The organism is Betaproteobacteria bacterium (assembly GCA_009693245.1).
In the GTDB taxonomy this organism is placed as follows: Bacteria; Pseudomonadota; Gammaproteobacteria; order Burkholderiales; family SHXO01; genus SHXO01.
In genome coordinates this window covers 1-26,809 of record SHXO01000040.1, presented here as the reverse complement: position 1 = coordinate 26,809, position 26,809 = coordinate 1, and the positions used below count along the sequence as shown (strand labels likewise).

The 26,809-nt window shown below is 59.6% G+C and carries 26 protein-coding genes, 1 other RNA gene and 2 pseudogenes; 11 read left to right on the top strand and 18 right to left on the bottom strand.

What is annotated here, in order from left to right; translation table 11 throughout:
* Positions 1-431 precede the first annotated feature (431 nt).
* Positions 432-881: a flavin reductase gene (locus tag EXR36_08445; GenBank protein MSQ59655.1), complete on the top strand. Its 450-nt coding sequence runs from the start codon at positions 432-434 to the stop codon at positions 879-881.
* Between the two features lie 13 nt (positions 882-894).
* On the opposite strand, the gene EXR36_08440 is transcribed toward EXR36_08445, so the two are convergent.
* From EXR36_08440 to EXR36_08425, 4 genes are all read right to left on the bottom strand, one after another.
* Positions 895-1,365, bottom strand: a complete 471-nt coding sequence (locus EXR36_08440; protein ID MSQ59654.1) for a hypothetical protein — start codon at positions 1,363-1,365, stop codon at positions 895-897.
* 149 nt (positions 1,366-1,514) lie between these two features.
* A complete protein-coding gene (locus tag EXR36_08435) occupies positions 1,515-1,745 on the bottom strand; it encodes a hypothetical protein (GenBank protein MSQ59653.1) in 231 nt (76 codons plus the stop codon).
* Positions 1,746-1,851: 106 nt separating this feature from the next.
* Positions 1,852-2,571, bottom strand: coding sequence for a glutathione S-transferase (locus tag EXR36_08430; GenBank protein ID MSQ59652.1), 720 nt, complete (start codon positions 2,569-2,571; stop codon positions 1,852-1,854).
* Positions 2,572-2,577: 6 nt separating this feature from the next.
* A complete protein-coding gene (locus EXR36_08425; protein MSQ59651.1) occupies positions 2,578-3,540 on the bottom strand; it encodes a dihydrodipicolinate synthase family protein in 963 nt (320 codons plus the stop codon).
* Between the two features lie 117 nt (positions 3,541-3,657).
* On the opposite strand from EXR36_08425, the gene EXR36_08420 reads away from it, so the two are divergent.
* Both EXR36_08420 and EXR36_08415 read left to right on the top strand, forming a co-directional pair.
* The gene (locus EXR36_08420; protein ID MSQ59650.1) at positions 3,658-4,791 is read left to right on the top strand and encodes a succinyl-diaminopimelate desuccinylase; all 1,134 of its coding nucleotides are present in this window, start codon (positions 3,658-3,660) and stop codon (positions 4,789-4,791) included.
* The gene (locus EXR36_08415) at positions 4,781-5,680 is read left to right on the top strand and encodes a 50S ribosomal protein L3 N(5)-glutamine methyltransferase (GenBank protein MSQ59649.1); all 900 of its coding nucleotides are present in this window, start codon (positions 4,781-4,783) and stop codon (positions 5,678-5,680) included. Before EXR36_08420 ends, EXR36_08415 begins: the two co-directional genes overlap by 11 nt.
* Here EXR36_08415 and EXR36_08410 read toward each other — a convergent pair.
* The 6 genes from EXR36_08410 to EXR36_08385 all read right to left on the bottom strand — a co-directional run bounded on the left by EXR36_08410 (position 5,666) and on the right by EXR36_08385 (position 11,041).
* Complete coding sequence (locus EXR36_08410) at positions 5,666-6,709, bottom strand: pseudouridine synthase (GenBank protein ID MSQ59648.1); 1,044 nt, start codon at positions 6,707-6,709, stop codon at positions 5,666-5,668. The two genes, EXR36_08415 and EXR36_08410, sit on opposite strands and share 15 nt — an antisense overlap.
* Positions 6,631-7,248: a recombination protein RecR gene (recR, locus tag EXR36_08405; GenBank protein ID MSQ59647.1), complete on the bottom strand. Its 618-nt coding sequence runs from the start codon at positions 7,246-7,248 to the stop codon at positions 6,631-6,633. Before recR ends, EXR36_08410 begins: the two co-directional genes overlap by 79 nt.
* Before the next feature lie 47 nt (positions 7,249-7,295).
* Positions 7,296-7,622: a YbaB/EbfC family nucleoid-associated protein gene (locus EXR36_08400; protein MSQ59646.1), complete on the bottom strand. Its 327-nt coding sequence runs from the start codon at positions 7,620-7,622 to the stop codon at positions 7,296-7,298.
* 35 nt (positions 7,623-7,657) lie between these two features.
* Complete coding sequence (locus EXR36_08395; GenBank protein MSQ59645.1) at positions 7,658-9,244, bottom strand: DNA polymerase III subunit gamma/tau; 1,587 nt, start codon at positions 9,242-9,244, stop codon at positions 7,658-7,660.
* Positions 9,245-9,341: 97 nt separating this feature from the next.
* Positions 9,342-9,440: signal recognition particle sRNA small type (gene ffs, locus EXR36_08390), an RNA gene on the bottom strand.
* Between the two features lie 77 nt (positions 9,441-9,517).
* Positions 9,518-11,041 carry a fumarate hydratase gene (locus EXR36_08385; protein MSQ59644.1) on the bottom strand — a complete coding sequence of 508 codons (1,524 nt, stop codon included), beginning with the start codon at positions 11,039-11,041 and terminating at the stop codon, positions 9,518-9,520.
* A gap of 147 nt (positions 11,042-11,188) precedes the next feature.
* Here EXR36_08385 and acs point away from each other — a divergent pair, with 147 nt between their 5' ends.
* The 3 genes from acs (at position 11,189) to EXR36_08370 (ending at position 14,421) form a co-directional block, all read left to right on the top strand.
* Positions 11,189-13,171 (top strand): acetate--CoA ligase, encoded by a 1,983-nt coding sequence (gene acs, locus EXR36_08380; protein ID MSQ59643.1) that lies wholly within the window; start codon positions 11,189-11,191, stop codon positions 13,169-13,171.
* A gap of 216 nt (positions 13,172-13,387) precedes the next feature.
* Positions 13,388-14,005, top strand: a complete 618-nt coding sequence (locus EXR36_08375; protein ID MSQ59642.1) for a hypothetical protein — start codon at positions 13,388-13,390, stop codon at positions 14,003-14,005.
* A gap of 209 nt (positions 14,006-14,214) precedes the next feature.
* Entirely contained in the window at positions 14,215-14,421 is a 207-nt protein-coding gene (locus EXR36_08370; protein MSQ59641.1) for a hypothetical protein, read from the top strand.
* 25 nt (positions 14,422-14,446) lie between these two features.
* Here the strand turns inward: EXR36_08370 and EXR36_08365 are convergent, their stop codons facing one another.
* The 7 genes from EXR36_08365 to EXR36_08335 all read right to left on the bottom strand — a co-directional run bounded on the left by EXR36_08365 (position 14,447) and on the right by EXR36_08335 (position 23,018).
* Positions 14,447-15,097 carry an ABC transporter ATP-binding protein gene (locus EXR36_08365; GenBank protein ID MSQ59640.1) on the bottom strand — a complete coding sequence of 217 codons (651 nt, stop codon included), beginning with the start codon at positions 15,095-15,097 and terminating at the stop codon, positions 14,447-14,449.
* Positions 15,094-15,858: an ABC transporter ATP-binding protein gene (locus EXR36_08360; protein ID MSQ59639.1), complete on the bottom strand. Its 765-nt coding sequence runs from the start codon at positions 15,856-15,858 to the stop codon at positions 15,094-15,096. Before EXR36_08360 ends, EXR36_08365 begins: the two co-directional genes overlap by 4 nt.
* Positions 15,855-17,723, bottom strand: a complete 1,869-nt coding sequence (locus EXR36_08355; GenBank protein MSQ59638.1) for an ABC transporter permease — start codon at positions 17,721-17,723, stop codon at positions 15,855-15,857. Before EXR36_08355 ends, EXR36_08360 begins: the two co-directional genes overlap by 4 nt.
* A gap of 738 nt (positions 17,724-18,461) precedes the next feature.
* Positions 18,462-19,661, bottom strand: coding sequence for an ABC transporter substrate-binding protein (locus tag EXR36_08350; protein ID MSQ59637.1), 1,200 nt, complete (start codon positions 19,659-19,661; stop codon positions 18,462-18,464).
* A gap of 7 nt (positions 19,662-19,668) precedes the next feature.
* Positions 19,669-21,345, bottom strand: coding sequence for a long-chain-fatty-acid--CoA ligase (locus EXR36_08345; protein MSQ59636.1), 1,677 nt, complete (start codon positions 21,343-21,345; stop codon positions 19,669-19,671).
* Between the two features lie 34 nt (positions 21,346-21,379).
* The gene (locus tag EXR36_08340; protein ID MSQ59635.1) at positions 21,380-21,964 is read right to left on the bottom strand and encodes an amino acid synthesis family protein; all 585 of its coding nucleotides are present in this window, start codon (positions 21,962-21,964) and stop codon (positions 21,380-21,382) included.
* A 199-nt stretch (positions 21,965-22,163) separates the two neighbouring features.
* Complete coding sequence (locus EXR36_08335; protein MSQ59634.1) at positions 22,164-23,018, bottom strand: UPF0280 family protein; 855 nt, start codon at positions 23,016-23,018, stop codon at positions 22,164-22,166.
* Positions 23,019-23,068: 50 nt separating this feature from the next.
* On the opposite strand from EXR36_08335, the gene EXR36_08330 reads away from it, so the two are divergent.
* The 5 genes and pseudogenes from EXR36_08330 (at position 23,069) to EXR36_08310 (ending at position 25,821) form a co-directional block, all read left to right on the top strand.
* Complete coding sequence (locus EXR36_08330; GenBank protein MSQ59633.1) at positions 23,069-23,575, top strand: Uma2 family endonuclease; 507 nt, start codon at positions 23,069-23,071, stop codon at positions 23,573-23,575.
* Positions 23,576-23,766: 191 nt separating this feature from the next.
* Entirely contained in the window at positions 23,767-24,900 is a 1,134-nt protein-coding gene (locus EXR36_08325) for an alpha-hydroxy-acid oxidizing protein (protein MSQ59632.1), read from the top strand.
* 163 nt (positions 24,901-25,063) lie between these two features.
* A pseudogene (locus tag EXR36_08320) lies at positions 25,064-25,363 on the top strand (BrnT family toxin).
* Positions 25,350-25,634 carry a hypothetical protein gene (locus EXR36_08315; GenBank protein MSQ59631.1) on the top strand — a complete coding sequence of 95 codons (285 nt, stop codon included), beginning with the start codon at positions 25,350-25,352 and terminating at the stop codon, positions 25,632-25,634. Before EXR36_08320 ends, EXR36_08315 begins: the two are co-directional and overlap by 14 nt.
* Before the next feature lie 7 nt (positions 25,635-25,641).
* Entirely contained in the window at positions 25,642-25,821 is a 180-nt protein-coding gene (locus tag EXR36_08310) for a hypothetical protein (GenBank protein ID MSQ59630.1), read from the top strand.
* Here EXR36_08310 and EXR36_08305 read toward each other — a convergent pair.
* A pseudogene (locus EXR36_08305) lies at positions 25,818-26,636 on the bottom strand (hypothetical protein). The gene EXR36_08310 and the pseudogene EXR36_08305 sit on opposite strands and share 4 nt — an antisense overlap.
* Positions 26,637-26,809: the final 173 nt, after the last annotated feature.

Here is a 26,809-nt window from a genome sequence, read left to right as displayed (position 1 = left end):
CATCGAAGAATCCAGGCTGCTTGGGTTTGGGTTGCTTCCTGCGTTTGTCTTTCTTCATCGGCCTCGGGATCACTTTGCGCTTCGAGACTTTTTATCACATCGATTCCATACACACTACTCTAGAATGCTGAATTATTAGAGGTGCCCTATAGATTAAAGAACCGAGTTTCTATTTTCGTTTCACGACTTTTTCGCCAAGCGCCGTCCAGCCCAGGACCCTTCCTGGCTGTGCGCAGCCCGCTCCTCCTTCCTGAGCACTCTCGTGCCGGGATCTGCATTTTCAGCGGGTCATCATTTCACTTGAGCACCCAGCCAATAAGATGATAAAAGCCATTCGACACTTTGAGAACTTAGTTCCTAATTGAATACGATCCACGACACCCCACCCCCTCACCCGGAATTGTCCGTAGAGTCCTACCACGCTTCGCCGGGTGGCCGGGACTTTCATTACGGGGGTAACGGTGGTCACCACACTGGTGGATTCACAACCCTACGGTTGCGCCGCGAATGCGGTCTCCAGCCGGAGTTTGGATCCCCCTACCATGCTGGTGTGCCTGGCACGCACCAGCAACACGCATTCGCAACTGGTTCGTTCCAGCGCGTTTGCCATCAACATAATGGGCGACTCGGCCGAATCGAGAGAAATATGCCGCATCTTAGCCAGCAAGACGGAAGACAAATTCTCGAACCTCAATTACCGTTTGGCACGTTTGGGCGTACCGATACTCGCGCAGGCCATCGGGTGGCTGGAATGCCGGTTCGCGGACGCCTACGATAGCTGCGACCATACGATCTTCATCGGAAAAGTGGTAGCCGCCGAAGCGTTGGAGGGAAAACCGCTGGCTTACTTTCGAGGGCAGTTCGCCACTATCGAGTGCTAGCCCGAGATCCAACTTAGCTCGGAGGAGTCGTGCGCTTGAGGATCGCTTCGATTTCGCTCGCGGCCAACTTCAGAGGCTTGGCCAATTCGCGCAGCCTTTCGATGGTCGCGCGCTGCAATGGTATGGTGAAGCTGATGGCAATCGCCGGCCAGCCCGCCACCGATACCGCCACGCCCACACCCCTCACGCCAGTAAAAGTCTCTTCCAGGTCGATGCCATAGCCTTTTTCCCTCGCCTCGGCGAGCCGTTGTTGTAGCTCTTCTCGCGTACGCACGGTGTTGCGCGTGGGGGCAAGCGGCAGCACCGAGGGGAACAACGTCAAGATGGCCTCATCGTAGAGGGATGCCAGGACCGCCGTGCCGCCCGCCGCGGCATAGGCCGGGATTCTGCGGCCAACCAGATTTGCCAAACGCACCATTTGATCCGGTGGGTCCACCCGGTCGAGATAAACCATCTCCCCCCGTCGAGGATTCCAAGGTTGCATGCTTCATCGTATTCGCGCTATAAATTACGCAATATCGGGTTGACCAAAGCACGAATGTCCGTGGGGGCCGAGCCTCCCGCGGCTACTTCAAAAACCGCAAGCCCGATCGCATACTTTCCGGAGTCCTCGTCGCGCTTCAGGAAGTTCCACTACTCCAAGGCGGACAAAAGCTTATGCAGCGTCGCCTTGGGTAGGCTCAAGCCTTTTTGCAGATCGGCGAAGCTAGTGGGCCTGGGAGTTTTGGCGATCTCGATCAAAATCTGCAAGGCGCGCTCCACGCTGCGGCTGGCTTCGCGCTTAGGTGCTCGCGCCTGGCCAACTGCCCGCACCGTCTTGCGCGCTGGACCCGGCCGTGCCGCGGGCGTCTTCTTAGCGGGCACCGCTTGCCCGTTTGATTGGGATTAATTGCATGTTTGGCTTACCTACCGCCAGAATTTGGGGCGGCAGTATATTCCACATCAGTTGGCGCGGCGGCCGAACAATTCTCTACTCCTCCAATTCTGGGTAGTGCCGGAAAATTCCGTTCTCGTTGAACGCAATCCGCCGCTCCGACGCCAGGTAGGCAGCCACATTGGGGCGCTTCGCAACCCGCTCGTGCAGGGCCATCAATCCCGCGAACCGGCTCGCGAGCTTCGTCATGGTGCGCGGGAACGCGTAGCGCATGCCCGCGACGATTTGAAAAATGGACAGGTCCGCGTAGGTGAGGGAGCGGCCCACCATGTAGCCCCTGGCGTTACCCGCGAGAATTCCCTCGAAGTAGCCAAAGTACTTCGGGATGCGCTCTTCGATGAAATGTCCCGTGCGGCGGCGCGCCTCCGCCTTTTGCTCGTGGTAGTACAAGCTATTGGCGATGGGGTGGTGGGCATCGTGCGCCTCCACCAAAAAATCCGTGATCACAAGCTGTATCTGGTGGGTCCATAGCCGGCCCGCCTCCGAATCCGGTGCCAGCCCCAGGCGGGGCCCCAGGTACTGCAATATGTTGGCGGTCTGCCCAATGACCAACTTTCCCGCGCGCAGAAATGGGGGCGCGAAACTCGGCCGGTCAATGACCTTTCCATCCATTAGCCTCTGCATGGCCGCGATGCCACCGTCCGGCCCAGGCTGGCGGGCGGCATCCACGTAATCCGCGCACGCGTCTTCCAAGGCCAGCCGCACGAATTCTCCCCGTCCTTGAATGGAGGGCCAGTAGAACAATTCGTAACGCATGACGCCTCAGGCCGCCAGCTTGAGCGCGCCCTCGCGGGCGATGCCGGCCTCGTCAAGCGCATGCTTGATCCGCGCGATCTCGCCACTTTCGAGCTTGACCAAGGGCGGTCGTACCACGGCCTTGTCCAAGCGGCCCAGCAGCACCAGCGCTTCCTTCATGCGGTTGTGCATATCCAGGAAGGGCGGCGCATAAAACACTTGGGACAGCGGCACGATTCGGTCGTTGATCGCTTGCGCCGTCTTCAGATCATGGGACTTCACGGCGCGAAAGAGTGCCACCTGCAAATCGGCGATGACGCATCCCGCTCCTGACAGCAACCCGTTGCAACCCATGGTGAGCGAAGCCATGAGCCAGGAAGAATGCGTTGTCAGAACATTGACAGGGCGCGGCAGGCTTTGGAAAGTACGCACATGCCGCTCGTGCAGCATGGCATCGTTGGACCAGTCCTTGATCGCTTGAATGGTGGGAATCTTGTCGAAGAGTTCAAGCAGCGTGCCGAAGGGATAGCCCAGACCGCCCGCCATCGGATATTGAAAGGCGATGAGAGGCAAATCCGTGGCATCCGCGATGTGCCGGTAATGCGTGAGGGCCATTTCCGGCCGCAGTTGCCCGCCCATGGACATGCTATTGGGCGGGAACACGAGAAGCGCCGAGGCCCCCTCTTTCGCCGCCATGGCCGCCAGACGCGCGGCCTCGATGCTCCCGTCGGCATAGACGCCGTTGACCAGGGGCACCTTGTCTCCCACTTCCGCCAGGCAGCCAGCAAGGATCTGCCGCTGCTCATCGAAAGTGCAGGCATGCACCTCGGAGGCGTGGCCATTGACCGTGACGGCACTCACGCCATCCACCAGCGCACAATCGCGAACATGCTTGCGCGTCTGGCGCTCGTTGATGCTCATGTTGTCGTTGAGCGCTAGCAGCGTGGCCGGGATCACACCCGCGGGACGGAAATCGTTGAACCGGCGCATCTGGCCCTCCTTCGGTTGAGGTGAATGAGGGGATTTTATATGCATTGCGAAGCCCCTCGTGCGGGAATGTTATCCTCCGCCCAGTTTTCACTCTCACTGGTCACACTCACGACGGTCATGCCTACCGCCCTCGCGCTCACGCAAGCGCTCATTCGCCGCCGCTCCGTCACGCCGCAAGACGACGCTTGCCAGGATCTGATCGCGGAGCGCTTGCAGCCGCTGGGGTTTTCCGTGCAGCGGCTTGCCTTCGGTGAGGTAAACAATCTATGGGCGCGGCGCGGCAGCACAAGCCCGCTCCTGTGCTTCGCCGGGCACACCGACGTGGTACCTCCTGGCCCCCTGGACAAATGGGACACGGACCCATTCGTGCCGGAAATCAAGGACGGCAAGCTCTACGGCCGCGGCGCCGCGGACATGAAAAGTTCCATCGCGGCCTTCGTAGTGGCGGTGGAAAAGTTCGTGGCGCAATATCCAGAGCATCCAGGTTCGCTGGCTGTTCTCATCACGTCGGACGAAGAAGGCGTGGCGGTGGACGGCAGCGTTCGGGTGGTGGACTGGCTGGAATCGAAGGGCGAGCGCATCGATTACTGCATCGTTGGCGAACCCACCTCCACCCACAGCTTGGGCGATGTCATCAAGAACGGCAGGCGCGGTTCGCTATCTGGCACCTTGGTGGTGAATGGCGTGCAAGGCCATGTCGCCTATCCTCACCTCGCCAAGAACCCCGTGCATCTCGCCGCGCCCGCGCTGGCGGAACTCGCGCGCGAAACCTGGGATCAAGGTAACGAATACTTTCCGCCCACCACCTGGCAAATCTCCAACATCAACGCCGGCACCGGCGCCAACAACGTGATCCCTGGCGAATTGACGGTGCTGTTCAACTTCCGCTTTGCCACGTCTAGCACGCTGGAAGGGCTCAAGCAGCGCACGAATGCGATCCTTGACCGTCATGGCTTGGATTACAAAATCGATTGGTCGCTCTCCGGCATGCCCTTTCTCACGCCGCGCGGGAAGTTGGTAACGGCATTGTCGCAAGCCATTGAGCAAGTCACCGGTAAGCCACCAGAGCTTTCCACCACCGGAGGCACTTCCGACGGGCGCTTCATCGCCAGGATTTGTCCCGAAGTGGTGGAACTTGGTCCCGTGAACGCCACCATTCACCAGCGCAACGAGCACATCGTGGCAAGCGACATCGGCCGCTTAAGCGACATCTACTTCGAAGCCATCACGATGGTATTGGGTGTTCGCTGAAGCCGCGGACCAGTTGCACACGGTGCGAGATCTCCTGCGCTTTGCGGTGAGCCGCTTTCGGGAGGCTGGGCTCGTGTTTGGGCACGGCACCACCGACGCGTACGACGAGGCTGCCTACTTGGTTCTGCATACTCTGCATCTTCCCATCGACCGCCTGGAACCTTTTCTGGATTCGCGCCTGCTGCACCGGGAGGTGAGCCAAGTGCTGAGCGTGATCGAGCGCCGCGTGGTGGAGCGCAAACCATCTTCCTACCTCACGGGAGAGGCTTGGCTCAACGGCTGCCGCTTCACGGTGAATGAAGATGTGCTGATCCCGCGCTCCCATATCGCGGGATTGCTGGATGATGCACTCGGCCAATGGATTCCAGAGCCCCAAAGCGTTCGGCGTGCCCTGGACCTATGCACCGGATCGGGCTGTCTCGCCATTTTGCTGGCCCAGACATTTCCAGAGGCCCAGGTGGACGCGATCGATTGCTCGGCTAAAGCCCTGGCCGTGGCACGGATAAATGTTGGGGAGTATCGACTGCATGATCGCGTGCGGCTGGTCGAATCGGACTTGTTCCAAGCCGTACCGGACGCGCGCTACGATCTCATCATCAGCAATCCCCCGTACGTCACCACGAAGGCCATGGCGGCCCTACCCCCGGAGTACCGCCATGAACCCTCGCTGGGTCTGGCGGCGGGAGACGATGGCTTGGATATCGTGCGAAGAATACTGCACGAGGCCCCGCGCCACCTGACGCCGAAAGGCGTGTTGTTGGTGGAAGTGGGTGGGGAAAAGGCGGCGGTGGAAGCCGCCTATCCCAAACTCCCCTTCCTGTGGTTCGCCACGGATACTGGGGAAGAAGAAGTCTTTCTACTGAACGCCAAGGATTTACCGCTCGCGTGAGACGGGCTCCAGCGAGCCCGCCCACTCCATCACTTGCGCCGTCTGCTCGTCCTCCAGCTCGAAGTGCGCGCCGCGCTTGAGGCGCGGAGGCAATATGATTTCGCCAAAGCGCACTCGCATCAGCCGGCTCACCGTCATGCCGATGGCTTCGAACATGCGCCGCACGACACGGTTGCGGCCCTCGCGCAGAATGACCCGGTACCACTTGTTCACGCCTTTGCCGCCTTGTTCGGTAATGGAGTCGAACCGCGCCACACCATCATCCAAGCGCACGCCATGGGTGAGAACGCGCATATGCTCGGTGTTGAGTTCGCCCAGAATCCGCACCGCATATTCACGCTCCACTTCGTAGCGCGGATGCATGAGCCTGTTGGCCAGTTCGCCGGATGTCGTGAAAATCAGAAGTCCGCAGGTGTTGTAGTCCAAGCGCCCGATGGCCAGCCACTTGCCGAGCCTAAGCTCGGGTAATTTTTCGAATACGCTGGGACGGCCCTGGGGATCGTCGCGGCTGACAATTTCGCCTTCGGGCTTGTGATAGATGATGACGCGCGGGAGCTTTCCCATGGGCCGCACCGTCACTTGGCGGCGGCCTACCTTGATCAGATCCCCGGCGTTCACGCGCATGCCGAGCAGCGCGGCCTTGCCATTGACCCGTACCTTGCCTTCCCGAATGAATTCTTCCATCTCGCGGCGCGAGCCAAAGCCGGCCTGCGCCAGCACTTTTTGAATTTTCTCCGGAGCACTCTCCAGTTGGGATTGGCGGTGGCGGACGCGCTTCTGGTCGGAAACACCGCGCGCTCCCGCGCGCAGTGTAGGGGTAGGCCCTTGCCGCCGTGGCTTAGCCGCCGCGGGCGCCGTTCTAGGCGATGCTGATCCGGTTCTCGCCTTGGGTCGAGCACGCGATGCGCTGCGCGCGGGCGTTGTCCTGGTGGAACTGGTGGAAGCGCGCGTCAAGCTTGCCGCCTCTCGGCGAAGGCCTGTGCCACGGTGCCCACGTCGGCGTATTCCAGCTCGCCTCCCACGGGTAATCCTCTTGCGATTCTGCTGACTTTGATCTGTCTATTCTTCAACATCTCACCAATATAGTGGGCCGTCGCCTCGCCCTCGACAGTGAAGTTGGTGGCGAGGATTACTTCGTGCACAACACCATCGGCCGCGCGCTTGAGCAAGCGGTCGAGGTGAATTTCCTTCGGTCCGATACCATCCAGGGGCGAGAGCCGCCCCATCAGCACGAAGTACAGCCCGTTGAAACAATGCGCATGTTCCATGGCAAGCTGGTCGGCTGGCATTTCCACCACGCAGAGCAGACTTTGGTCGCGCCGCGCCGAACTGCACAAACCGCAGAACTGCGCCTCGGTGAAACTGTTGCAGCGCTCGCAATGCCGGATGAGCGCCAGCGCTTGCGTCAAGGACTGCGCAAGTTGCGCGGCACCGTCTTGGTCGCGCTGCAACAGATGGAACGCCATGCGTTGCGCCGAGCGCGGCCCGACGCCTGGCAAACAGCGCAGCGCGCTCACCAGGACGCCGAGCGCGGAGGAGTCACCGGTAGCAAGGGCATCGCGTTTCATCGTCCGCCTGAATTACGACCGCGCTTGCAATGAATGTAGAGCCGCGTTCAAAAAGGTAGCTTGAATCCCGGTGGCAGCCCAAGCCCCGCCGTCATTCCGCCCATCTTTTCTTGCTTCGCCGCTTCCACGCGCCTTACGGCATCGTTGACGGCGGCGGCCACCAGGTCTTCCAGCATATCCTTGTCGTCACCCATCACGCTCGGGTCGATGGCCACGCGCTTCACGTCGTGCTGGCAGGTCATGACAACCTTGACCATTCCCGCTCCGGCTTGGCCTTCCACTTCCATCGCCGCAAGTTGCTCTTGCATCTTGCGCATGTTGTCCTGCATCTGCTGAGCCTGTTTCATCAGGCCCGCCAGTTGACCCTTCAGCATGGTCTCTCCTAATCTAAAAATAAAATCGTGTCCTGCTACTGCAACGGTTTGATGGAGTCGCTGACTATACGCCCATCGAAATTTTCCACCAGTTCGCGCACGAACGGATCGGACTCGATGGCAGCGATGGCCTTCTCTTGCTTGGCGCGCCGCTCAACCTCTTGTAGTTCCGAGGGCGAACAGCCGCTGGTATCTCCGACCAAAATTTGCAACTGGAGCTTTCTTCCCAATTGGGTTTCCAGGGCGACTTGCAGTTTGTCGCGGTAGGCCTTGTCCAGCAGATGCTTATGCGCTTCCGGCAGCCGCAAGGCCAGGCCGCGTTCAGATTGCTCCGTCAATACGCAATGCTGCGCCAGCATCGCCGCCATGCCACCTAACTTGAGTGACGCCAGGAGTGCCGGCCAATCCTCGATCATCGCGACATTCGGTGCCGTTTGATTCGGGCTCTCAGCCAGCGCCTTCATGTGCTTGACGGGGACTGGTGCGGGCGCTTTTCGCTCCCCCGCGCCGGTGGTCCTCGCCGGAGGCGCGCCCGCCTCCGTTTTGAAAGTCAGCATGCGCAACACCGTCATGGTGAAGCCAGCATGGTGATCGGGTGCCAAACCCAGATCGTCACGACCGTGCAAGGCGATCTGGTAGTACAACTGAAGCTCTTCCGGTGAAATCGCCTGCGCCAAGCGCCTCAAGGCTTCCAACTCCGGCTCGTCCTCCGATAAAGCTTCTGGGATGGATTGCGCCAACGCCAGGCGGTGCAGCATGGAGGCCATCTCCTCCAGTACCGAATCGAAGGAGGCACCCAGGGCCAGCAATTCATCGGCGATGGCGATCAGGGCTTTGCCATCCCCCGCGGCCAGGGCGTCCAGCAGCGCCAAAAGCCGGCCGCGATCCACCGAACCCAGCATTTCCCTCACGCTTTGCTCTTCCACCTTGCCAGCGCCATGCACGATGGCTTGATCCAGCAAACTCAGGCCATCTCGCAAACTGCCTTGGGCGCCGCGTGCCAGCAAGGCCAGCGCCGCGTTCTCGAACGCAATGTTCTCGCGCTCCAGCACATGCGCCATCTGGCGGCGAATTTCGCCTTGGGGAATTTGCTTCAGTGCGAATTGCAGGCAGCGCGACAAAACCGTGACGGGAACCTTCTGCGGGTCCGTGGTCGCAAGAATGAACTTCACGTGTTCCGGCGGCTCCTCCAGGGTCTTCAGCATGGCGTTGAAGGCGCTGCGCGAGAGCATGTGCACTTCGTCTATTATGTACACCTTGAAGCGGCCCTTGGTGGGCGCGTACAAAGCGTTATCCAGCAGCTCGCGCATTTGGTCCACCTGGGTGTTGGAAGCGGCGTCCAACTCCAGCAAGTCCAAGAAGCGCCCGCCATCGATCTCCTTGCAAGCGCCACATTGGCCGCAAGGTTGCGCGCTGACGCCGGTTTCGCAATTGAGCGCCTTCGCCAGGATGCGCGCCAGCGTGGTCTTCCCCACGCCCCGCGTACCGGTGAAAAGATAGGCGTGATGCAAGCGCGCCTGTGCCAGCGCGTTGCTCAATGCACGCACCACGTGCTCTTGCCCCACCAATTCGCCGAAGCTTCGCGGGCGGTACTTGCGCGCCAGAGCGAGGGTCTGGGTCATGGAGCTTCACTCCGTGGCCGGTGATGCGTGCTGCGTGCTCCGCGCGGTTCACCCACGCCCACGGACAACGGACCACGAATCACGGACCACCGAATAGGGTGGCGAGCCTTACCCCCGGCACTTGCAGTAAATAGTCGTGGCTGCTTCCTTCCGGACCTGACCAGGTTCACTACCTTGCAATGCGGGGAGGCCCGCCATTGAACTTTTACCTGCGTTAAGTGGCTTCGCCACTTCGCGCCACCACGGCACGCCTCACGCCTCACGCCTTACGCCTCACGCAGTGACTACTGGGATCTTGCCGATCTTCGCGCGCCATTCCGCGGGGCCAGTGTCATGCACCGAGGCCCCATTGGAATCCACGGCGACGGTAACCGGCATGTCCTTGACTTCTAATTCGTAGATGGCTTCCATGCCCAGATCCTGGAAAGCCACCACGCGCGCGGATTTGATGGCCTTCGACACCAGATAGGCCGCGCCGCCCACCGCCATGAGATAGACAGCCCGGTGTTTCTTGATGGCTTCGATGCCCTTGGGGCCGCGCTCGGCCTTGCCGATCATGCCGGTCAATCCGGTCTTCTCCAGCATCATGTCCGTGAACTTGTCCATGCGCGTGGCGGTGGTCGGTCCCGCCGGGCCCACCACCTCGTCACGCACGGGATCCACGGGCCCCACGTAATAGATGAAGCGGTTGCGGAAATCCACCCCCGCTGGCAAGCTCTCGCCGCGCGCGAACAAATCGGCGATCCGCTTATGGGCGGCATCGCGGCCCGTCAAGATCTTGCCATTCAGCAGCAGCGTTTCACCGGGCTTCCAAGCCGCCGCCTCTTCCTTGGTCACGGTGGCCAGATTCACCCGGCGCGCCGAATCGCTTGCCTTCCACTGCACGTCGGGCCAGTCGCTCAAGCTCGGCGCTTCCAGCTTGGCGGGGCCGCTGCCGTCCAGTACGAAGTGGGCGTGCCGCGTCGCGGCGCAATTTGGAATGATGGCCACTGGGAGCGAGGCGGCGTGCGTAGGATAGTCCCTGATCTTCACGTCCAGCACCGTGGTCAAACCGCCCAGGCCTTGAGCACCGATGCCCAGCGCGTTCACCTTGTCGTACAACTCGATGCGCAGTTCCTCCAGCTTGTTCTTGGGCCCGCGCGCCTTCAGTTCGTGCATGTCGATGGATTCCATCAACGCTTCCTTGGCGAGCACCATGGCTTTTTCCGCCGTGCCGCCCACGCCAATGCCCAGCATGCCGGGGGGACACCAGCCCGCTCCCATCTGCGGCACCACGCTCAATACCCAATCGGCGATGCTGTCCGAGGGATTCAACATGGTGAACTTGGCCTTATTCTCGGAACCGCCACCCTTGGCGGCCACCGTGACTTCGACGGTATCGCCGGGCACCACTTCCATGTGCACTACCGCCGGCGTGTTGTCGCGCGTGTTCTTGCGAGCGCCGATGGGGTCCGCGACGATGGAAGCCCGCAGTTTGTTGTTCTCGTCCATGTAGCCCCGGCGCACGCCTTCGTTGACCATATCGGTCACGCTCATCGTGGCATTCCAGCGCACGTTCATGCCAATCTTCAGGAACACCACGACGATTCCCGTGTCCTGGCACACAGGGCGGCGGCCCTCCGCGCACATGCGCGAGTTGGTCAGGATTTGCCCGATGGCATCCTTGGCGGCCGGCGATTGCTCGCGCGCATAGGCAGCGCCAAGCGCCTGGACGAAATCCTTCGGATGGTAGTACGAGATGAATTGAAGTGCATCAGCGACGCTGCCGATCAAATCTTCCTGGGTAATCGTAGTCATGGGATAGTCATGGCGCCGGCACGAAGCCGCAGGTCAAGGGGCAGCAAAGAAGACGCGAAGTTTAGCACGCGAGCATGTTGCGTATGGTCTTGAATAGGAGCGCATCGCTATAATCGGAGCACAAGCATTCAATTTCAGGGAGCCCTCATGAGTACTATCGAATCCGTCTCGCGCGAGTCGCGCGTATTCGCACCCCCAGCGCAGTTTGCCAAGCAAGCCAACGTCTCCGGCATGGTGGCCTACCAGGCGCTGTGCGATGAAGCCGCGCGCGACTACGAAGGCTTCTGGGCACGCCAAGCACGGGAGCATCTGCTATGGCACAAGGGCTTCACCCAGATACTCGACGAATCCAACGCGCCCTTCTACAAGTGGTTCCACGATGGCGAGCTGAACGCTTCCTACAATTGCCTGGACCGCCACCTCAAAACGCAACCCGACAAGACCGCCATCCTCTTCGAGGCGGACGATGGCAAGGTCACCTCCATCACCTACAAAGCCCTGCACCAGCGCGTGTGCCGGATTGCCAATGCGCTGAAGGCGCTTGGCATCCGCAGGGGCGACCGGGTGATTATCTACATTCCCATGTCCATCGAAGGCGTGGTGGCCATGCAAGCGTGCGCACGTATTGGCGCCACGCATTCGGTGGTCTTTGGAGGATTTTCCGCGAAGTCGTTGCAAGAGCGAATCATCGATGCTGGTGCGGTAGCCGTCATCACCGCCGATGAGCAGATGCGCGGCGGCAAATCCCTGCCCATCAAATCCATCGTCGATGAGGCGCTGGGCATGGGCGGATGCGAAGCCGTCCATTCCGTCGTGGTGTACCGGCGCACAGGCAATCCCGCCAACATGACGCAAGGCCGCGATCATTGGTGGCACGAGTTGGAGGCCAAGCAAAGCGACGTGTGCGAGCCGGAGTGGGTCAACGCCGAGCACCCGCTGTTCATCCTCTACACCTCCGGCTCCACCGGAAAACCCAAGGGCATCCAGCACGCCACGGGCGGTTATCTACTCTGGGCCGCGCTCACCATGAAGTGGGTGTTCGATATCAAATCCACGGACGTGTTCTGGTGCACAGCCGACATCGGCTGGGTCACGGGCCACTCCTACGTAGCCTATGGCCCGCTCGCCGCGGGGGCCACGCAAATCGTCTTCGAAGGCGTTCCCGTCTACCCGCACGCGGGCCGCTTCTGGGAGATGGTCAAGCGCCATCGATGCACCATTTTCTACACCGCGCCCACCGCCATTCGCTCCCTCATCAAGGCATCGGAAACCGACCCCAAGGCCCACCCGCGCAATTTCGATCTCTCCTCGCTGCGATTGCTGGGTAGCGTGGGTGAACCCATCAACCCGGAAGCTTGGATGTGGTATTACCACAACGTTGGCGGCACGCGCTGCCCCATCGTGGACACCTTCTGGCAAACGGAAACCGGCGGCCACATGATCACCCCGCTACCGGGCGCCACTCCTCTCGTGCCCGGCTCATGCACTCTGCCCTTGCCCGGGATCATGGCGGCCATCGTGGATGAAACCGGTCATGACGAACCCAATGGCGTGGGCGGCCGCCTAGTGGTGAAGCGCCCGTGGCCCGCCATGGTGCGCACCATTTGGGGCGATCCTGAGCGCTTCAAGAAGACTTATTTTCCCGAAGAAATGGGTGGCAAACTCTACCTCGCGGGCGATGGCGCCGTGCGCGCCAAGGACACCGGCTACTTCACCATCATGGGCCGCATCGACGACGTGCTCAACGTCTCCGGCCACCTCCTGGGCACCATGGAAATCGAATCGGCCCTGGTCGCCAACACGCAACTCGTCGCCGAAGCCGCCGTCGTGGGCCGCCACGATGACTTAACGGGCGAAGCGGTAGTCGCCTTCGTAGTCACCAAAGGTCCCCGCCCCACCGGCGATGCCGCACTGAAAATGGCAAAAGAGCTACGTGACTGGGTCGGCAAGGAAATCGGCCCCATCGCCAAACCGAAGGAAATCCGTTTTGGGGATAATTTACCCAAGACCCGCTCGGGAAAGATCATGCGGCGCTTGCTGCGCTCCTTGGCCAGGGGCGAGACGATTACACAGGATGTCTCCACCTTGGAAAACCCGGCGATATTGGAGCAGTTGAAGGAGGCGCGGTGAAACCGGTGTACGGTCCGGGATGGGCGGCAACGGTTCAAAGTTTGTTCGGTTTGCGGGTTTCATTAAACCTGGTTGGATATTCAGCTATCCCATGGAATCTTATTATGGCAAGAGGGTTTATGAGCGATCCGCCCTCCAACTTATCAGCTAAAGCCGGCTTTAGCGGAAAGGCCGTGTCGTTTATATTGCGTTCGGCCCTATGCACAGAAGGAAATCATGAGAGTCGCTGAATGGGCATCGGCTATTGGTACCGTTGCCGTCGCAATCATGGCAATTTGGGGTGAGAAGGTAAGGGCCTTCCTCGCTCCTCCAGAGCTTCTAATCACGAAAGAGGGACTGCGAGGGAGTGCAACTAGACTTACGATACCTGGCGTGACGCAGCCAAGTGGCGGTACCAAGGCAATCTACTACCATCTGAAGGTCGTCAATCTCAGGCCATGGCTCACTGTGCAGAGTTGTCGGGTTCTGTTGAAAGGCATTGCACGGAGATATCCAACTGGGGAATTCCAGCCGATCTATCTGCCAGTGCCTCTACAGTTTCGTTGGGCAAACGAAGGAGATGCCCCTTCAAGAGTGGTTGTTACCAGAGAGAGTGTTCTGAACTTTGGTCAAATATCGGAGGACGCCGACCAGTTCGTTCCCCTCCTCTACGTGTACCCCAATAACTTTGAGGGTCACGTGGGAAAGGGAGAGGCTGTGCGGTTCGATTTAGAGATTGATGCATCTCACTACGTACCAAAGAAGTGCCACGTAGTAGAGGTGGCCTGGGATGGTCAGTGGGAATTTTATGTCGCCAATATGGAAAGGCATTTAGTTATTCGAGAGATCGCATAAGTCTGCGGTGGATTGCAGTCAGAGAGAGTGGCTCCGCGCACTTGACGCCCTGATTCATCATCAATGCTGTGATCGGAGTAGTGCATGCACTTGAACTCATCCCATCAGCCCACTATCGCTTCAACCGGACCCACCACGGCGGCCTTCGGCCCCTGCGGTGGGCCTGTTAAGCTTGGCGTGCGCGCTGTGCATGGCGCGTTACTTCATAGGTGAAAGTCCTATGGCCAGGTTTTGCCGCACCGGTGGTGCGTCTTACCCCGCTACGCAGTGCCGAAGGCAAGGAGAAGGGCAAGGGCACCGCCGTGAGGCGGGATCTGAAGGAAACTCAATCCGAAACTGCGGAACTGGCCGCCACCGGCGTGACGCCCAACCATGCGCGTACCAAATCGGTCAAGGCATCCCGAAACATCGGATGATCCTCAACCACCAGTACGATGGCGCTCATTGCGTGATCTGCCCCTTTTCCATAACGTAGGCCCGGTCACTTACCATTTCGGCGAAATGCAGGTTCTGCTCGGACAATAGCACGCTCAGGCCCTCTCGCTTGAGTTGCAGAATCGTGCGAGCCATATCCTCCACGATCTTGGGGGCAAGTCCCTCGGAAGGTTCGTCCAACAGGACCAGATATGGATTGCCCATCAAGGTGCGGGCCACGGTCAGCATCTGTTGTTCGCCGCCGCTCATATGCCCTCCTCCACGGGCGGGCATCTCGCCAAGATTGGGAAACAAGGCGAAGAGCTTCTCGGTGGTCCACGACAGCGCACCGCTGCGAGCGGGTTGCCGCCCCACGGATAAGTTTTCCAAGACTGACAGCTCCGTGAAAATGCGCCGCTCCTCGGGAACGTAACCCAAACCAAGGCTGGCAATCTCGAAAGCTTCCCGCCCTAGGATGTTCTGGCCGCGAAAGAGGATCTCGCCCTGAGTCCCTTCGAGAAGCCCCATGATGGCTTTGAAGGTCGTGGATTTACCCGCGCCATTGCGGCCGGTCAAGGCCACGACTTCACCTTCGCCCACATCGAGGGACAAGCCGAAAAGAATCTGAGCGCGGCCGTAATGGGCACACAAATTTCGCACGCGAAGCAATGGCGTCATGGCACCGTCTTCTCCAAACCCGCGCCGCTGCCCAGATACAACGTTCGCACTTCCGCGTTGGATTGCACTTCGGCGGGGGAGCCTTGCGCGATGATCTGCCCGCGTGCCATGACCACGATCCGGCTCGCATGGGTAAACACGACATCCATGCTGTGCTCGGTGAAAAGCACGCCCATGTTGCGCGTACGCACCAGGCGTACGGTCAAGACCATCAGATCATGGCGCTCTTGGGGGCTCATCCCCGTGGTGGGCTCGTCCATCAGCAGCAATTTGGGTTCGTGGGCGACAGCCATCGCCAGTTCCACGCGTTTCAGATCGCCGTAAGCCAGCAGGTTGCAAGGGCGTTCCGCCTGCTCGCTCATCCCCACTTGAGCGAGCAACTCGCCGGCTTCTTGCCGGAACGACGCTGCGGCCCGGGACCAGACATTGAATAGATTGCGAGCGGCGGAGTGCAGCACCATCTGCACATTCTCGCGCACGGTCATGGAACCAAAAGTCGCCGTAATCTGAAAGGTGCGTCCAACGCCCATGCGCCATATCGCACGCGGCGGTTGGCGCGAGACCGGTACCCCATCGAGGAGTACGCTTCCCGCGTGCGGCGTGAGTTGCCCGTTGATCAAATTGAAGCAGGTGGACTTCCCCGCCCCGTTCGGTCCGATGAGGGCCAAAAGTTCTCCGCGCTCCAGCGAGAAGGAAACGCCGTTCACGGCGCGCACGCCGCCGAAGGATTTTCCGAGGTCGCGCACCTCCAGCAAGCTCATCGCGCGTGCCTGGAATAACGCGAGTGGATGAAACCTGCCACGCCTTGCGGAAAGAGCACCACCAGCAAGATGATGGTGAGGCCCAGGATGATCCGCCAGTATTCCGTGGCTCGCATGATTTCCGTTTGCAGAACGTGATACAGGCCTGCCCCCACCACCGGCCCAATCAAGGTTTGCAGGCCGCCGAGCAACACCATCACCAGCGCATCCACGGATTGCGGTATGGACAGCACGTTGGGAAACACGCTGCCCTTGTGGAATGCGTGCAAGCCACCCGCCAGCCCCGCGAAGGCCCCCGCCACGGCGAAACTGCCCCACTGAAGACGGCGCACATCGATGCCAATGGCCTCCGCGCGCGAAGGCGAGTCCATACCCGCCCGCAATGCATAGCCAAAAGGGGTGAAGACGAGATGGCGAATGAGGTACAAACTGGCGAGCGTGAGACCAGCCGTAAGATAGTAGTACGCCGCTTTCGAGGCCCATAGTCCCTCGGGCCACGCTCCGAGAATGCCGTTATCCCCTCCCGTCCAGGCGGATTGAAAGACCACGGACCACACGATCTGGGCGAGAGCAAGAGTCAGCATCGCAAGATAGACACCGCTTAAGCGGATGCAGAAAAATCCGAATACCAGGGCGGCGGCCGCCGCCACGAATGGCGCGGCGAGGAGTCCCGCCAGAGTGCCGGCAGCGGCTTTCGTCACCAATAATGAGGCCGTGTACGCCCCAATACCGAAGTAGGCGGCGTGGCCGAAGGACACCATGCCTCCCGTGTGCATCACGAAATGCAGGCTGGCGGCGAATAGGGCAAAGATCATCATCTCGGCGGCCAATCCTTGCGCATAGTTCCCTGCCATGAATGGCAGCAACACCAGCAGGCCTACCGCGAGTAGCGCGCCGAAACGCATCTGCGGGTCCGCGCGTTGGATGGGCGCCTCGGTGGCGAACTCCGAACTTCGGCGCGAAGCGGTTGGCTTGCCCAGCAACCCATGGGGGCGTATCACAAGCACCACCGCCATCACCAGGAAGGTCAGCACTATGGTCAACTTTGGAAAAACCAATACTCCAAAGGCGTTGATCTCACCCACCAGTAACGCGGCGAGGAAGGCGCCCATGAGGCTACCCAAGCCGCCGATCACCACCACCACGAAGGCTTCCACGATAATGCTCACGTCCATCTGGAGGTTGACAGCCTCCTTTGGGATTTGCAGAGCGCCGCCCAGTCCCGCCAAGGCGGAGCCGAGAAATAACACACCGGTGAATAACCAGCGTTGATTCACGCCCAAGGCAGCGGCCATCTCGCGATCCTCGGTGGCGGCGCGCACCAATATCCCCCAGCGCGTGCGGTGAAACAGCAACCACAATAACCCGAGGACGATGGGGCCAATGACGATCAGAAACAGGTGATATTGCGGAAAGCGCTCGCCGAGGATCTCGAACGTTCCCCGCAACCCTGGTGCGCGCGGTGCGAGAAGATCCTCCCGGCCCCAAACGAACAAGGCGAGATCTTGCACCACCAACACCACACCGAAGGTGGCGAGCAATTGAAAGATCTCCGGTGCCCGGTAGATGCGGCGAAGCAGAAGCATCTCCATCAACACGCCCGCCACGCCGACGCACAACGCCGCCAGCACGATGCCGCCCCAAAAACCCGGCGCGTTCCCCCACTCCTTCATCAGCATCGCGCTCAACGAATACGCCGCGTAGGCTCCGAGCATGTAGAAAGAGCCGTGCGCGAAATTAACGATGCGGGTCACGCCAAAGATAATCGAAAGCCCGGAGGCGACCAGAAACAGGGTCGAGGCGTGAGATAGGCCGGTTAGGAACTGGATGAGCACGCTGGGTCGGAAGCAATGACTGCCCCGCATGTTACCAACGGGCTGAGACTCAAGGGGACTTCGCGTGCGAATGAAGGGGAGCGATCACAGCCAAGAATATGGCGTGCTCGTTACTTCAACGGGCACTCGCATCTAAGTAGCACGTAGGCACCCGGCACATTTCCCCATGGGGACAATGAAAAACAACCCTCGGGGGTAGCGTGGCAACCCAACGGCACTTGGGCTCGTTCGCCGAACAACTCATGTGGGTCATCACGAATTACGGCGCGGTTTCGTAAGGTTTGCAACCCCGCGCTGGCTATGGCGTGAACCAGTTCCAGTTGGTTGCCGCTGCAACGAAGGGAACCACAGGCTTGGGGGGCAAACTTGACGCTGTGGACGGTTTTGCCTTGGGCGCCTACCGCGCCAAGATTCAGAACGGGTAGCGCGTACGCACTGACGAATGCCAAGCATAGCCCGGCAAGACATCCAGACAACAACATCTTCATGATTATGGTCTCCGGTCCCGGGGTGCATCAGGTACCGTAGCCGCGCAACGTCTTCGCTGGGCACGCAACCAATATCCAGCACCCCGTGGCCAGCACTTCGCACTCGCCATGCCACGGGCAAGCAGCGTCTAGGGGGCTCTAATAGCCTCTAATAGTATTTCCGAAACATGAGTTTGTCTTCGCAGCGAAGACTCAACCCGCAAGCTCCTGTGCAGGAAATCTCGCCAGGCTTCGATGTCATCGCCGAATGGCTGACAGCGGGGCGATGGGTTGAGGGCGGTTATCTTTGCGCTTCTTGTGGCCGCCGTTTTTTCACGACACCGTCAGCGGGCAGGAAATCCTTTCCGTCCGCGTAGCGCCAATCCACCATCATTCCTCTGCCGCCTTCCAACTTCAAATGACCGACGAAGCCCCCAAACGTGGATTGATGGTCAACCGCGCGAAAAGTGATGGGGCCGAAAACTCCGTCCACGTGCAATCCGCGGAATGCCTTGATCAACTTCTCCGTTTCAGTGCTTTGTGCTTTCTTGATGGCCTGCGCGATTGCCATCATGGTGGTGTAACCCACCACGGAGCCTAGGCGCGGGGTATCGTTGAAGCGCTTGCGGTAGGCGTCCACGAATTTCTGGTGTACGGCCGATTTGATTTGATCCCAAGGATAGCCTGTCACGATCCAGCCCTCTGGTGTTTCGTCCTTTAGCGGGTCCAGATACTCGGGCTCCCCCGTGAGTAGGCTCACCACGCCGCGGCCTTCGAATAATCCGCGCAGGTTGCCCTCGCGCACGAACCTGGTGAGATCGGCGCCGAAAGTCACATTGAATATAGCCTCGGGTTTCGCCGATGAAAGCGCCTGCACGGCGGCCCCCGCTTCGAGCTTTCCCAGGGCTGGCCATTGTTCGGCGATGAACTCGACGTCGGGGCGCTTGGCCTTGAGCAATTCCTTGAAGCTCGCCACCGCCGACTGGCCATACTCATAATTGGGGGCGATCGTCGCCCATTTCTTCGCGGGGAGTTTCGCCGCTTCCTCCACCAGCATCGCGGCTTGCATGTAAGTGCTGGGCCGCAGCCGGAAAGTGTAGCGATTGCCCTTTTCCCAAACGATTGCGTCGGAGAGCGGTTCCGCAGCGACGAAGAGGATCTTGTTGCGCGCGGCAAAATCGCTCACCGCGAGGCCCACATTGGAAAGAAAGGTTCCCATGAGGATCTCCACCGCCTGGTTGGAGAGCAACTCGTTCGCGTGGCGGATGGCATCATCGGGCTTGCCCGCATCGTCTCGCGAGATCACTTCAATTTTTCGTCCGCCCGCAACGCCGCCGGAGGCGTTGATTTCCTCTACCGCCAACTGCCAGCCATTGCGGTAAGGAACCGTGAAGGCCGGCACGGTGGAGTAACTATTGATCTCGCCGATGCGGATGGGTTTCTGGGCCGCCGCGGCGACAGAAGCCACCGCGAGCGCGGCGGTACAGAACAAGCGTTTCATCATGACCCTAGGCGGCTTTCTTCTTGGCGGCGTCGCGCAATTCCCGGCGCAACACCTTGCCCACGGGGCTCTTGGGCAAGGCGGCAATGAATTCGATCTCGCGCGGCATCTTGTAGCCCGTCAACTGCTCGCGGCAGAAACTCTTCACCTGCTCTTGCGTCAGCGCGGGATCTTTCTTCACCACGAAGACCTTTACCGCCTCGCCCGATTCGCTGCTCGGCACGCCGATGGCCGCCGCCTCCAACACGCCGGGGCACTTGGCCAACACATCCTCGACTTCGTTCGGGTAAACGTTGAAACCGGAGACAATGATCATGTCCTTCACCCGATCCACGATCTTGAGCATGCCATCTTCGCTCAGAACGCCCACGTCACCGGTGGCGAGAAAACCGTCCGCGCCCAGCACCTTCGCGGTTTCCTCCGGCTTTTGCCAGTAACCGGTCATCACGTTCGGACCTTTGATGTAGATCTGGCCTGCTTGCCCCAGCGGCAATGGCTTGCCGGAATCGTCGCGGATTTGTATGTCACAACCCGGTACTGGGATCCCTACCGTAGCGCTAAAGGCGGGCAAATCGTGCGGGCAAATAGTGGCGGCTCCCGAGGTTTCCGTAAGACCATAACCCTCCACCAATACCTTACCCGAGATCTGCTGCCAGCGCTTGGCCACCACCTCCTGAATGGCGGCCGCCCCTCCGCTGCTCAATTTCAATCTGGAAAAATCCACCGTTCCGATATTGGGGTGGTTCACCAGGGCGTTGTAAAGGGTATTGACCCCGAGAATGAAAGTGAAGCGGCTCTTGGCGATGATCTTGATGAACCCCGCGATATCGCGCGGGTTGGCGATGAGAATCTGCTTGCCTCCCAGCCGGTACACGAAGAAGCAATTCAGCACCAGGGCGGCGATGTGATACATCGGCAATGCTGTAATGCCGACCTCTTCGCCTTCCTTGAACAGCGTTAAGCCCGCAAGCCGGGTCTGCTCCACGTTGGACAGCACATTGGCGTGCGACAGCGCCGCGCCCTTGGAAACACCCGTGGTGCCCCCCGTGTATTGCAGGAATGCGAAATCGCCGCTGGCGAGCTTGGGCTTTTCCATGGCCTGCCCCGCGCCTTTGGCCAGGGCCTCCGATATGGGAGTTGCCTTCATGGTGTAGGGCTTCACCAGCTTCTTCACCTTGCGGATGACCAGATTGATGATCATGCCTTTCAGGGCCGGCATGAGATCTCCGATGGCCGTGCGGATCACATGTTTGATGGAAGTTCTGCCGATCACTTCTTCCAGCGCGTGCAAGGATCCCTCGAATATGACGATGGCCACGGCGCCAGAGTCCTTCATCTGGTTTTCCACTTCGCGCGCCGTGTAGAGCGGGTTGACGCTCACCGCGACCATTCCCGCACGCAAAATGCCGAAGAGCGCCACGGAATACGCCAGCATGTTCGGCATCATCACGGCAACACGATCGCCTTTCTTCAACCCCAGGCCTTTCTGTAAGTAGGCGGCAAAGGCTTCGGATTTACGTAACACCTCGTCGAAAGTGAGTTGCGCACCCAAGCTATCGAATGCCACCTTTCCCGTGAACTTGCGGCCGCACTGCTCGATCATGTCCGGCAGCGTTGCAAAGGGTAGTGGCGGTAAATCGGCGGGAACACCTGCTGGGTAACGCTTGAGCCATGGCCGTTCGATGAACATTCTTTTTCCCCATTCTTGAAAGTCGTGGTTATCTCAAACCGTCTTGCCCTTTGATCTCGTGCTTCTGTAACCCACCCACGCGAGCAAGCGGCCGCCCGCTATCGGTCACCGCGACGGCGACCACAATTTCGCCTGGGCGGGGCGCGTCACTCACGCGCACTTCCATGGCATCGAAATGGCTACGCACGAAAGCCGCGTCCTTATGCCCCAGGGGTACGTCGATGGCCGTCCCTACCGTACCCATTTTCTTCGAGGAGGGCACCAGCGCCGCGCCGCGCTCGACCGCTTTGCGCAACGGCGCGCCGAGTTTGGGATGGAGAATCGCGGCGGCATGCTCCAACTCGCCCGCCACGCCGACTATAGCCGCCTTGCCGTAGCTTTCGGCTTGCTTCGGCGTAATCCCCAGCGCCTGCACGCACCGTTCACCCAACAAAGCGCCCAGTTCCTCGCCGATATCCATCAACTCCGACAAATCCTCCACGTAGCGCCCCGCGTAGGGATTCTCGATTACCGCGACCGCCGCCGCGCGCCGGGTAGGGGGCTCGATCATCTTGCCCATCTCCATGCGCGTTTCTTCGGTCTGAACAAGAAGTTTTCGGATTCTCGCCTTCATACCTTTAACCCAAAGCCGTCATAGCCGGAACCAAAACGCATGCACTCGCTTCGGCAACAATCATGTTAGTAACAAGGGGAGAACCCCCTTGTTTATCCCCCAGGTGGAACAAGAGGCGATCCCCTTGTTGATCCCCCAAAACCAGACCATCGTTTCGCAATTTCTTCTCCCATCCTGTCAACAGTGAATACGTAAGAAACTATAGTAGCCGCGCCGCTCCGGCGGCGCCCACGGTGGCCACGGCACCCTTCAGCTTAAGCACCGCGGCCGCGATTAATCCTGTTGTCATCATACCCTGCGCGGCGCGCTGCCCGTTCTCGAGTGCCTGCGCGACTTCCTCCGCGGTGAGATTGCCCACCTCCACCGTTACCAGGCGGGCGCCCAGATCCGTATCGTCCTTGAGCGAGTTGGCTGGGCGGCGTACCACCGCCGGGCTCTCGGCGTTGACCGCGTTCGCGATCATGGTTGCCGCCGCATCCGCCTTCGCGGCGGTTTCCGCCAGCACCGTCACGGCGTCCGCGATACCTAAGCTGAAACTCCGGCCGTGCCAGCCGCTGGTGGCGATGCCGCGAACCGAAGTCTCCGCGCGCACTTCAAAAGCTCCATCCAGGGCGGTAGGCTTCCTATCGCCGCCCGCGCACATCCCCACGCGGAAACTCGTGCTGGGCGTGAGATGCAAAGCGATATCCCCGCCATTGTTCACATAGGCTTTGGCGATGCCGGGTATCCGAAAGAACTCGATCATCTCATCGGCCACGGCGCCCGCGACGGCAGCCATGGGGGTGATGAAGAGCGGCGCGAAAGGCGCGCAGGCACTGGCCATGCGGCATGCGATGGTCCCGAACAATTGCCCGCCCTGTTCCACCGGCATGCGCAATGTTCTTAACTCCGTCACGAGTTCCGGCAGCACCCCCTGGAATCTCTCCCAGGCGCACTCCACGGCATTCTCTATCATCCCCGCCTCGCCCTCCGCACCCATGATGAGATCGATGGGGCCGTGCTGGAAGTGCCAGCGGCCACCGGCGAGTTGAGCGCAAGACGCCACCGAGGACATTTGCTTCAAAGCTGTATCATTCCGCTGAATCGATTTAGTCCAGACAGCCCATGAATGCACCGCAACGACTCATTCCCAATCCTTTGGCCGAGGCTGCCATCGAGTACGGCCAGAGCCTCAAGCTCGATGCGCCATGGGAAACCAACGCACAAGGGCAAATCATTATGAACCCTCCGATTGGCTTTCTTCATGCGGATCGCGCGGACAAGATTATGACGGCCATCAAAGCCAATCTGCCAAGCTGGAGAATTTGGCCAGAGTTAGGTCTTCAAACAGCCGATGGTGTCAAGGCGCCCGATTTATCCGCCGCCCCGCCGGATTTTGCAGTGAATGCCGATGGGCGCGGATTCTTGTTGCGTGCCTCGGTTCTTTGCGTCGAGATCATGTCACCCTCTAATACTTGGGAAGAAATGCGCCACAAGACGCTTCTCTATCTCGCCGCGGGAGCAAAGGAAGTTTGGGTCTGCGACGAGGACGGCGCGTTACACTTCTTCGATGGTTCAGGCGAATTGTCGCAATCCTTCATCGCGCCGCAAATGCCAAAGCACATCGGATAGCCCCTCGCCCTCCGGGAGAGATGCCACGACGTTTTCGTCGCGAATTGCGTCCATGAACTTGTCGTGGTGTCTCTTCCCTCATCCCCGTCCCTTCTCCCGAAGGGAGAAGGGTGTGTCGTGCTCCCCGCCCGAACTGGGGGGGGGTCGTGGGTAGGGGATGGGGTGAGGGAGAATTTGAAGCGGGCAAGTAGCTGCGAGGTAAGATCGAGTTGCTCTCAACATCAGACATCCAAGTGACCCAGACCTTCAACACTCTGCAAGAAATCGTCGCATGCGCACGCGCGAAGTTACCGCGCGGCGATTGGGACTTCGTCACCGGCGGGGCGGAAACGGAGACTACAGTGAAGCGCAACCGCCTGGCCTTCGAGCGCCTTGCGTTAAAAGCTCGCGTGATGAACGATGTTTCCTCGGTCAATCTCCGGCGCAACGTTTTCGGCACCGATCTGCGCATACCCGTGGTCCTGGCACCCATCGGGTCCCTGCAAACCTACGAGCGCGGAGGCGGTTTGACGGCGGCGCGGGCGGCGGAAACCTTCGGCGTCATCAAGATGCTCAGTTCCGCGTGCAGCCCGGATTACGAGACGGTCGCCCGCGAATGTGCCGGTGCCAAAATCTACCAACTCTACGTGCTGGGCGAGGAATCCTGGATGATGGACACCATCGCCCGCACGGAAGCGGCCGGTTACAAGGCGTTCTGCCTGACGGTGGACACCCAAGTTCACAGCCGCCGCGAGCGTGACGTGTTGAAGGGTTACGTCCCGCTGAGCCGGCGAGGCCCCGATGGCAAGGTGATGCCCGGACCACCGTTCACCCTTCAACCTTCCATGACCTGGGAACTGGTCAAGCGCATCAAAGGCCGCTTCAAAATCCCACTGGTGCTCAAAGGCATCGCCTGCGCGGAAGACGCGGAACTCGCCGTACAACATGGTGTGGAAGTCATCTATGTGTCGAACCACGGCGGCCGCCAGCTCGATCAGGCACGTGGCGCGCTTGACACCCTGCCCGAAGTGGTCCGCGCGGTGGCAGGCCGCGCAACCATCGTAGTGGATGGCGGAGTCCTTCGCGGTACCGACATCCTCAAAGCCCTGGCGCTGGGCGCCGATGCGGTAGGCATCGGCCGCCTCGAAGCGCTGGCCATGGCCGCGGGCGGCGCATCCGCCGTCGTGCGTATGCTTGAGCTACTAGAAAACGAAATGCGCATCAATCTGGCGCTGATGGGCTTGTCATCCATCGGCCAACTCAAGCCCGAGTGCGTATTACCGGCCGATCCGGTGGGCGAGCCCCACGTCCTTAGCGGGTTTCCGCTGCTTGGTGAGGATTACTGAGAAAACGTTGAATAAGTCCGTTCGTCCTGAGCGACGTCAACTAGACCCGTGTAACGTAAAAGCGGGATAGGCCAAGGATACCCCGGAAATCCACATGACCAAACTGTTGGTTTAGCATGATAATTGTATGTACAAACGCATTACATATAGGTAAAGTGATGACGTGAATGAGCATTTCAGCTACCGCGGAATCAACTTCATCTGGGACCGAAAGAAAGCGGAATCCAACTGGAGAAAACACCGCGTTAGTTTTGAGCGGGCCTGCCAAGTGTTCTTGGACCCGTTCGTTCGAGTAGTGGATGCCACCAGACGATCCTAAGCAAGAGACAAAGCGATCGATTACACGGAGGACGGCGAGAGCATTTTGTGCGTGGTGCACGTAGTACTTGAAGAGGATGCCATCCGAATTATTTCGGCATGGCCAGCAACACGAGAGGAAAGACAACTCCATGAAGACGACTGAACTAATTGATAAACGATTACGCAAGGACCGGCCAATGACCTCGATCACGATGAGGATGCCGGAGGATGTTGTAAAGGACTTAAAGCGAATCGCTCCACTCCTTGGATTCTCGGGCTACCAAGCGCTGCTTAAATTTTACGTTGGCTTAGGACTACGCAAAGACCTCGCGAAGTTAGAGACTGAGCGTTTGCCCCAAATTGTCAGCGCGTTAAGGAAACGCGGTGTAAGTTCCAAGGCAATCGCCGACGCGATTTCCGAGGCCAATAGCTGAACGCTGGATGCCAGAACTGGTAAGCTCGGCCGTCGCTAGCCGCCTCGAAGCACCGGCCATGGCCGCCGTTGGCGCACCGGCAGCCGTCCGAGTGCTCGAATTGCTGGAAAACGAAATGTGCCTGAACCTCGCACTCATGGGCCTATCATCCATTGACCAGCTCAACCTTAGGCTTTGGTCCGACTAAAACGGTAGTTCATCTTCTTCGGAAGTGGGCACTTCCGGCATCGATCCTTTGGGGAGTGGTAGATTCGCGACGACATAAAGGTTCAGAAAGTCGTCCCTGTCCATGAAGAGAAGCTGGTTGCGTTTTGAAGCATCGAGCTTGTTACCAAGCCAGTTCCTAGCAGCTTTGGTGGTCTCTCCGCCGGCAACGATAAAGGCGTGATCCACAAGGACACGCTTTCCGATCTCGGGGTCGAAAATCTCATGCCCCAGCATCATCGTGACTTGGTTGTGGATCTCGGCGACATTGGCGCTGCCATCTCTGGTGGCGCCAGCCGAATCGATCTTGCCCTTTTTCGCTCGGATGCCGAAATAAAGAACATGCTGCGCCGACAAGGTGAATCTCATCCACACATCCTTACCATACTCCAATGCTTTGTCCTTGTGGCCGGCGGCCGTGATTCTATGGAATCCCAACTGCCGGAACAGCGGCAGCAAAATCTCCTCGATGAATTCATCCTCTGATACGGTATCGAGGTAGGTGAGGATCTGTTGCCTTATTCGTTGCTCAGAGGCCGAGAACGGGCGGTGCGGATTCGTCATTGCGGACACGACCGTCTTTGTTGCGATGTGCCGCAGATAGCACTGCTTGTCTTCGGCATAGAAAGCCTCGAAGCCTTCGCGCGCCAAGGCGCTGTTGAGTAGAGCCAACGCACCCGGCCTATCACTGTCTTCGCGCATCGCGTCGGCCGGATCCATTAAGGCCTGTATGCCGTGGGAGAACGTCGCTGGCGGAATCTGAGCGTTCGGATGGGGTTCGGCCAGAATCTGCTTAATGGCACCTCTAATAATTCAACATTGTAGAGTAGAGCATTTGGAATCGATGTGATAAAAAGCCTCGAAGCGCAAAGTGATCCCGAGGCCGATGAAGAAAGACAAACGCAGGAAGCAACCCAAACCCAAGCAGCCTGGATTCTTCGATGTACAAGAGCGCGCCGAGCAACTCACTC

What these genes read in the sequence shown, in the direction of transcription:
- EXR36_08310 (MSQ59630.1), top strand. Translation starts at nt 25,642, where the DNA reads ATGCCAGAACTGGTAAGCTCGGCCGTCGCTAGCCGCCTCGAAGCACCG.
- EXR36_08385 (MSQ59644.1), bottom strand. Translation starts at nt 11,041, where the DNA reads ATGACTACGATTACCCAGGAAGATTTGATCGGCAGCGTCGCTGATGCA.
- EXR36_08440 (MSQ59654.1), bottom strand. Translation starts at nt 1,365, where the DNA reads ATGCAACCTTGGAATCCTCGACGGGGGGAGATGGTTTATCTCGACCGG.
- EXR36_08365 (MSQ59640.1), bottom strand. Translation starts at nt 15,097, where the DNA reads ATGACGCCATTGCTTCGCGTGCGAAATTTGTGTGCCCATTACGGCCGC.
- EXR36_08425 (MSQ59651.1), bottom strand. Translation starts at nt 3,540, where the DNA reads ATGCGCCGGTTCAACGATTTCCGTCCCGCGGGTGTGATCCCGGCCACG.
- EXR36_08330 (MSQ59633.1), top strand. Translation starts at nt 23,069, where the DNA reads ATGAATGCACCGCAACGACTCATTCCCAATCCTTTGGCCGAGGCTGCC.
- EXR36_08315 (MSQ59631.1), top strand. Translation starts at nt 25,350, where the DNA reads ATGAAGACGACTGAACTAATTGATAAACGATTACGCAAGGACCGGCCA.
- EXR36_08350 (MSQ59637.1), bottom strand. Translation starts at nt 19,661, where the DNA reads ATGAAACGCTTGTTCTGTACCGCCGCGCTCGCGGTGGCTTCTGTCGCC.
- EXR36_08335 (MSQ59634.1), bottom strand. Translation starts at nt 23,018, where the DNA reads ATGTCCTCGGTGGCGTCTTGCGCTCAACTCGCCGGTGGCCGCTGGCAC.
- EXR36_08430 (MSQ59652.1), bottom strand. Translation starts at nt 2,571, where the DNA reads ATGCGTTACGAATTGTTCTACTGGCCCTCCATTCAAGGACGGGGAGAA.
- EXR36_08400 (MSQ59646.1), bottom strand. Translation starts at nt 7,622, where the DNA reads ATGCTGAAGGGTCAACTGGCGGGCCTGATGAAACAGGCTCAGCAGATG.
- EXR36_08355 (MSQ59638.1), bottom strand. Translation starts at nt 17,723, where the DNA reads ATGCGGGGCAGTCATTGCTTCCGACCCAGCGTGCTCATCCAGTTCCTA.
- acs (MSQ59643.1), top strand. Translation starts at nt 11,189, where the DNA reads ATGAGTACTATCGAATCCGTCTCGCGCGAGTCGCGCGTATTCGCACCC.
- EXR36_08395 (MSQ59645.1), bottom strand. Translation starts at nt 9,244, where the DNA reads ATGACCCAGACCCTCGCTCTGGCGCGCAAGTACCGCCCGCGAAGCTTC.
- EXR36_08360 (MSQ59639.1), bottom strand. Translation starts at nt 15,858, where the DNA reads ATGAGCTTGCTGGAGGTGCGCGACCTCGGAAAATCCTTCGGCGGCGTG.
- recR (MSQ59647.1), bottom strand. Translation starts at nt 7,248, where the DNA reads ATGAAACGCGATGCCCTTGCTACCGGTGACTCCTCCGCGCTCGGCGTC.
- EXR36_08420 (MSQ59650.1), top strand. Translation starts at nt 3,658, where the DNA reads ATGCCTACCGCCCTCGCGCTCACGCAAGCGCTCATTCGCCGCCGCTCC.
- EXR36_08375 (MSQ59642.1), top strand. Translation starts at nt 13,388, where the DNA reads ATGAGAGTCGCTGAATGGGCATCGGCTATTGGTACCGTTGCCGTCGCA.
- EXR36_08340 (MSQ59635.1), bottom strand. Translation starts at nt 21,964, where the DNA reads ATGAAGGCGAGAATCCGAAAACTTCTTGTTCAGACCGAAGAAACGCGC.